This is a genomic window from uncultured Campylobacter sp., assembly GCF_938039205.1.
GTDB lineage: Bacteria > Campylobacterota > Campylobacteria > Campylobacterales > Campylobacteraceae > Campylobacter_A.
Map to the genome: position 1 here is coordinate 1 of NZ_CALHVM010000030.1, position 5,956 is coordinate 5,956.

The 5,956-nt window shown below is 48.1% G+C and carries 5 protein-coding genes and 1 pseudogene; 2 read left to right on the forward strand and 4 right to left on the reverse strand.

The genetic code is table 11. The features are described from left to right. Positions 1-719: aryl-sulfate sulfotransferase (locus Q0394_RS04780; protein ID WP_298945742.1), on the forward strand; the 719-nt coding region annotated here is incomplete at its 5' end. A 168-nt stretch (positions 720-887) separates the two neighbouring features. Here the strand turns inward: Q0394_RS04780 and Q0394_RS04785 are convergent. Next, complete coding sequence (locus Q0394_RS04785; protein ID WP_298082365.1) at positions 888-1,730, reverse strand: substrate-binding domain-containing protein; 843 nt, start codon at positions 1,728-1,730, stop codon at positions 888-890. A gap of 162 nt (positions 1,731-1,892) precedes the next feature. Between Q0394_RS04785 and Q0394_RS04790 the strand changes: the two genes are divergently transcribed. Continuing rightward, positions 1,893-2,543: a thiol:disulfide interchange protein DsbA/DsbL gene (locus Q0394_RS04790; RefSeq protein ID WP_298945743.1), complete on the forward strand. Its 651-nt coding sequence runs from the start codon at positions 1,893-1,895 to the stop codon at positions 2,541-2,543. A 521-nt stretch (positions 2,544-3,064) separates the two neighbouring features. Here the strand turns inward: Q0394_RS04790 and Q0394_RS04795 are convergent. The 3 genes and pseudogenes from Q0394_RS04795 to dsbI all read right to left on the reverse strand — a co-directional run. Further along, positions 3,065-3,745: a response regulator gene (locus Q0394_RS04795; protein WP_298945744.1), complete on the reverse strand. Its 681-nt coding sequence runs from the start codon at positions 3,743-3,745 to the stop codon at positions 3,065-3,067. A 1-nt stretch (position 3,746) separates the two neighbouring features. Further along, a pseudogene (locus tag Q0394_RS04805) lies at positions 3,747-5,396 on the reverse strand (sensor histidine kinase). 39 nt (positions 5,397-5,435) lie between these two features. Continuing rightward, the coding region (gene dsbI / locus Q0394_RS04810; protein ID WP_298945747.1) for a protein-disulfide oxidoreductase DsbI at positions 5,436-5,956 on the reverse strand (521 nt) is incomplete at its 5' end.

Genomic DNA, 5,956 nt, shown 5'->3' on the forward strand with positions numbered 1-5,956 from the left:
ACGATCTGCCTTTCGGCGACGTGACCTCGACCGGCACGGGACGCAACTGGGCGCACGTAAACTCGATCTCGCACGATCCTAGCGACGACGGCATCATCCTCTCGCTTCGCCACCAAGGCATAGTTAAGATCGGCCGCGACAAAAAGGTAAAATGGATCCTCGCATCGCCTGAGGGCTGGAGCGCGGACTTTAAAGAAAAAGTGCTGGTGCCCGTGGATAAAAACGGCAACAAGATCAAATGCGAAAACTCAAGGTGCGAGGGCGACTTTGATTGGTCGTGGACGCAGCACACCGCGTGGCTCACTCCGCGCTATGATAACAAGGGCCCAATCAAGCACATCAGCGTATTTGACAACGGCGACGGCCGCGGTATGGAGCAGCCTGCGCTAAAAGAGGAAAAATACTCCCGCGCGGTCGAGTACAAGATCGACGAGAAAAAGGGCACGGTCGAGCAGACGTGGGAGTTTGGCAAGGAGCGCGGATTTGACTTCTATAGCGCGGTTACGAGCGTCGTGGAGTGGCAAAAGGATAAAAGCACGTATTTCATCTCAAGCTCGAACGTCTATCTGCTAAAGCCCGATAAAACGATCAAAATGGTGCTCGTGGAGATCGATCCGAAAACAAACGACGTCAAATTTGAGATGGACGTGGAGTCCGCGTCTAGAGACGACGTGGCATATCGCGCGATGGTGATCGATCCGAATATCTTTGATTATTAAAATTTCGCGCCGAGATTAAATTTAGTGCGATCGCCGCAGTAAATTTAGAATTTACGCGGCGGGTTAAATTCGGTCTGAAATTTAACCCGCTTGCTTAAATTTTACCCATCGCGTCGTTGAAATTCGGCTTATCAAATTTGCCGAATTTAATCTTTTAAGACTCAAATTCTACTCGCTTATAAAATATTTCTGAGCGTATGCAGCGTCGTTGTAAAGCCCTTCGCCGTATCTGTCTTTACCGTAATTTTTAATTATCTCTTGCCCTGCGCTTGAAGCTACGAAATCTATAAAATCTTTCGATTTCTTGCTTTCGGCAGTATCGCTATCGTTTTGTCTTAGGGCGCAATACGTATTTATTAGATATTTATCGCCGCGAAATAGAATTTCGCTGGATTTTATATCTTTTTTCGCCACGACCCAAGTACTGCTATCGCTCATAAAATATGCTCCGTTTTTATCGGCTTTTAAAAGAGTCGCTAACATAAAATCTTTATTTGCCTCATACCACTGGCCTTGCGGAACGATATTTGCCATTTTCCAGATACTAAGCTCTTTTTTATGAGTTCCGGAGTTGTCCGCTCTGGTGTAAAAAAGGCTTTGAGATTTGGCTATATCGGTATAGGCTTCTGTTACGTTTTGGGCGGTTTTTATCTTTGCGGGATCGCTTTTAGGCCCTACGATAAAAAACTCGTTTGATCCGATCAACGTCCTTTGCGTAGCCCAGCCCTCTTTTACGGCGCTTATTTCCGCCTTTGGAGCGTGAACCATAGCGATATCTATCTTTTTATTTTTCAAAAGTTCGAGAGTCTGGCCGCTTCCTGCTTTTATCCAGCAAATTTTGGTGTCGTTTGCCTTGCTAAATTCATTAGATAAAACTTCTAGTAGCCCAAGCTCTCCCGGGCTTCCCGTAGCAAGCTTTAGCTCTGTTTTTCCATCTCCATACACTGCGGTGCACTCACTCGCCATCAAACTGGCGCATAGCAAAATCGCGATACAAATAGACTTTTTCATAACTACTCCTTGTTTTGAAATGTAAAATTTCAGGCATTATACAACTAAGGAACTTAAACTCGAAATGGTTAAAGAATTAAAAAAGAAGCTCGTTGCTTAGATTTTATTTCAAATTTACCCTTTATTTTATACAATCCTTAAAATTTACCGCAAAGGAATTTTATGAAAATCGCTAAATTTTTAAGAATTTTAGCCGCCGTTTGCTTGATTAGCGTAGGTGCAAACGCACTAGAGGAGGGCGTTAATTATCAAGTGTTGCAAAAGCCGCTAAACGTGCCGAAAAACAGCGTCGTCAAAATTTTTAACTACGAGTGCCCGCACTGCTATGCGTTTGATAGGACGGTCACGCCGCAGCTGATGAAAAAGCTTGAGGGGACGGAGTTTTTGCCGTGGCATCTAAAGACCAAGGGTGTGTTCGGACAGACGGCGAGCGGTATATTTGCAGTCCTTATCGTGCTTGATGAAAAGGACGATGTGAGCCTACTAAGCGACGAGTCGAAATTTAAAAAGGCGAAATTCGCGATTTACAAAGCGGTCCACGACAAAAAGGATGATTTTGGCGGCGGCAGTGATAAACAAAGGTTCATCAAAACCGCGCTGGATGCCGCGGGCGTGAGCATGAGCGAATACGAAGCTGCGCTTGCTAGCAAAAAGGCGCAGGCTCTGCTCGCGCAGTGGGACGCGGGCTACGAAGTCGCGGTGATTTCAGGCGTGCCGGCATTTGTCGTCAGCGGCAAGTATCTCTTAAACACGGCTTCGTTCGGCTCCGTCGATGAAATGGCCGCCGCGGTAAAGGAGCTGCTGGCGAAATAGGTTTCGCCGCGTCAAAGCAAGCTTTGTTTTACGCGCTGCATTAAATTTAGCCGCAGCGGCAGGGTTCTAGCAAATTTTATCGCTAAGCCGCGCGGAACGATAATGTCTAAATTTTATATTTTCAAGGTGCGAGTCTAGGCGGGTAAAATTTGAGCTAAAATTTAAAAATTTGACTTTAAATTTAAATGTAAAATTTCAAGGTGAAGTATTTTTACGTCAGACGAGGCAGCGGCAAACGAGGCGAGGGAGCGGACTCGCTCGCCCGTGATCGAAGCCGAGCGAGCCGCTTTCTACTTGCAGTTGAGACCGCAAGGGAAGCGAAGCGAAGTATGACGGAAAAAGACGAGCCGCAAAATAAAATTTAACGCCAAATTTGAACATAAAACGTCAAAGCGAAGTATCGTGAGATGATTTTTAATGTTGTTGCAGTTTTTGCGACAAGGGCTAACCAAATAGGTTGCCGCAGGAGCAAAAACAAAACTCATTAAAAAGCGCTCGCGAGACAAGCCGCTAAATTTACCCTACTCGCCGCTTAGCAGTATATATCCACTCTCGCTAATGTTTTTAAATTTAACCCCCAGCTCCCGCTTCAGCCTCAGCACGACGTTTTGTATCGCGCCCTTGCTCGTTTGTTCGCCCTCGTAGACGAACTCCTCGATCATCTCGTAGCTCACGAGCTTGTTTAGATTATACGCAAAGAGCCAAAAGAGCTTGTTTTGCAAAAAGGATAGATAGATTTCCTCGCCGTTTTTGTAGATCTTTTCTTTGGCGAGATTTATGCTGGTTTGCGAGCCCAGGCGCACGAGCTTTTCGTCCTTTTCGTAGGTTAGAGCCACGAGCAGGCGGCAGAGCGCGGCGATATCGACGGGCTTTTTTAGAAACGACGCCGCGCCGTGCTCGATGCTTTTGATGAGATTGTCGTCGGTGTCGTAGGAGGTAAAGACGATAAATTTTTGCGCGGGCTTTATGCGCATCATCTCCTTCATCATCTCAAAGCCGTTCATCGCGGGCATGTGGATGTCGGTGATGACGATGGCGGGAGCTAGCTTTTTAAAGCGCTCCAGCCCCTCCAGCCCGTCGCCCGCGCCCCAGACGCTTAGGCAGTAGGGCTTTAGCCCGCCTATTAGCAGCTCCCTTGCGATCTCGTCGTCCTCGACGATGAGGACGCTTAGGTCTTTAAGTAGCCTCAAATGCTCTTGCATCTCACTCCTTTAAATTTGTCTCAAAGCTCAGCTCAAACGTCGTCGGATCGCCCGCGCTTAGCAGTTTGATGTCGCCTGCGAGCTTCTCGTTTGCTAGCTTTTTGCCAAAATACAGCCCGATGCCGCTTCCTTGCTTTTTGGTGGTTTTGGGTTGGGTTAAAATTTTATCCCGAAGCTCCTTGCTCACGCCGCTGCCGTAGTCCGTGACGGCTATCTTGCACGTGCCGTTTTCAAATTTGACATCGATAAAAACTTGCCGCTTGGCGATTTCGTCTTTGTATCGCTCCACGACCGCGTCCTTGGCGTTGTGAATGAGGATGAGTAAAATTTGCTGCACGATGCCCATGCGCTACGTGGCCTCTTCGTCTTTAAACTCGCGCAGGCTTACCGCGACGTTTGCCTTGCTAAGCTCGGTGTGCATGAGCTTTAGCAGGTCTTTTATACAGCGCTGCACGCTAAATTTTTGCGGGCTGTCGCTGCTTTTATAAAAATTTCTAAAAATCTCGATCGTATCGCTTAAAAGCACGGTCGCGGCTTGGCCTTTTTGCAGCATACTCTCTAGCGTCGCGGCGTCTAGCTTGCCGTCTTTTTGTAGCATGAGTAGGCTTGAGATCATCAAATTTAGCGAATTAACCGGCTGAATAAACTGATGATTTATGCCGCTGATTAGTTCGCCCGCCTCGCTCATACGGGCTTTGTGCTTAAGCAGGGCTTCGTAATCGTCTTGCAGGTTTTTGATTTTTGAATACATAAAGTTGTGGAGGAAATTTGCCACCAGCGCCAGCGCCGCGAACGCAAAAAGCAGGATGAGGGCGTTTTTTAGCGCGGAGTTAAGCAGCGCGGCGAGCTCCTTTTCGTTATCGGTGCCTGCGCCGATGAACCAGTTTAGCGTGGGGATCTCGGCGACGGAGATGAAATTTGAGCCGATATTTAGACTCGTGATATCTTCGTCACGCAAGAAAAGCTCTTTAAATTTATCCTCGATCTGCTTTTTTAGCGCCGCATCCTTCATCGGCGTTAAAATTTCGCCGCCGTGGGTTACGATAAAGGCGTAGGAATCGGGCGCGAGCTTAAATTTTTCCATATTTTTTAGTATGTTTTGCAGTTTCACCACGCCGCAAAACACCCCCGCAAACGAGCCGCCGTCCATGACGGGCACGCATAAATTTAGCGTCGGCTCGCCTAAGATTTTATGGCGCTGCATAAAATTTACCGTGGGCACGAGCGTGCTTTTGGTCTCTTCAAACCACACAAGCCCCGTGCGCAGACTCTTTGGCATAGCTTCATTTTCGCCCAGCTCCTTGCCGTCCACGAAGATCTCCCCGTCCTCGCGCAAAAACTGCAAGGCGTCAAATTCAGCGGAGTTTTCTTTAAAAAGCCGTATGAAGCCGCCGAGCTTTTCGTCGTCTCGTATCGCGCCTGCGTTTTGCATAAATTTAGCCGCACGCACCAAGGAGTGCAGCCGCTCGTCTAGCCAAAACGAGAAATTCCCGACCATATTTTCGCTCGCGGCGATCTTGTTTTTATCCGCGAGCGCCACGATCTGCGCCTTGGCGTCCTCGTAGTTTTTCACGCCCAAAAGCACCACGAAAAGGCTTGCGAAAATGATGATGAAGTAGATTTTAAAATTATGCTCGCGTAAGGCTTTCATATGGCGAGTATAGCAAAATCGGTCTAAATTTAGACCGATTTAAGCTTTTTTGATAGTTAAAATTTTGCAAATAAACATCGCGGCGAGCACGACGAAGCAGACGCTAAAGCCTACGAGCGTGCAGTCTGCCATCGACATAAATTTACTTGATGGGATCAGATACCAGCCGTCCCCATAAAGATCCACGAGATACTTCTGAAAGCCGTCTAGCGTGACGCCCTCGGGCACTAGCGGATTATCGTAGCCGCAGTCGCCCGTAGGCAAAAACCAATCGGGCGCCCACCGCTCAAGCGGCAAGCCGAAAGGATAGTGCGGCTCGGTCGAGCAGCCCTGCACGCCGAACGGATCGTCTCCGTGCACGGCGTCGTGGATTTTGGCGAGTTTGACGCTATACATTATTCCCTGGATCGCGCCCCAAAAGGCTAACAGGTAGCCGACCGCTGCGAGAAGTAAGTTTTTAGGATTTATGATCGCGACTAGCCCTCCTAGCGCCATGCACAAAAACGCAAAGCGGATATAGACGCACTGCTCGCAAGGCGGCATATAGACGTAGTTTTGAA